The organism is Burkholderia sp. L27(2015), from assembly GCF_009765705.1.
Lineage (GTDB): Bacteria > Pseudomonadota > Gammaproteobacteria > Burkholderiales > Burkholderiaceae > LMUX01.
This window is the reverse complement of record NZ_LMUX01000039.1, coordinates 1-755: the sequence shown is the minus strand read 5'-3', so window position 1 is coordinate 755 and position 755 is coordinate 1. Positions and strand designations below refer to the sequence as shown.

Genomic DNA, 755 nt, shown 5'->3' with positions numbered 1-755 from the left:
TTCCTGAACAAGGCCGACATGGTGGACGACGCCGAGCTGCTCGAGCTGGTCGAGATGGAAGTGCGCGAGCTGCTGACCAAGTACGACTTCCCGGGCGATGACACCCCGATCATCCAGGGTTCGGCCAAGCTGGCGCTGGAAGGCGATCAGAGCGAGATCGGCGTGCCGGCGATCATCAAGCTGGTTGATGCGCTGGACAGCTACATTCCGGAGCCGGTGCGCGTGATTGACCGCCCGTTCCTGATGCCGGTGGAAGACGTGTTCTCGATTTCCGGCCGCGGCACCGTGGTGACCGGTCGTATCGAGCGCGGCATCGTCAAGGTCGGCGACGAAATCGAAGTGATCGGCATCCGTCCGACGCAGAAGACCACCGTGACCGGCGTGGAAATGTTCCGCAAGCTGCTGGATCAGGGTCAGGCAGGCGACAACGCCGGTCTGCTGCTGCGCGGCCTGAAGCGTGACGACGTCGAGCGTGGCCAGGTCCTGGCCAAGCCGGGCACAATCACCCCGCACACCGACTTCGAGGCTGAGGTGTATGTGCTGTCGAAGGACGAGGGTGGCCGTCATACGCCGTTCTTCAAGGGTTACCGCCCGCAGTTCTACTTCCGCACCACCGACGTGACCGGCGCTTGCGAGCTGCCGGAGGGCGTGGAAATGGTGATGCCGGGCGACAACGTGAAGATGGTGGTGAGCCTGATCCACCCGATCGCGATGGACGAAGGCCTGCGTTTCGCCATTCGCGAAGGCGGCCGCAC

The 755-nt window shown here is 63.8% G+C and carries 1 protein-coding gene; it reads left to right on the top strand.

Annotation, left to right across the window (positions count from 1 at the left end; genetic code table 11):
• Positions 1–755 (top strand): elongation factor Tu (locus GSQ77_RS28955; RefSeq protein ID WP_158907598.1); only part of this gene is annotated, 755 nt, incomplete at both ends.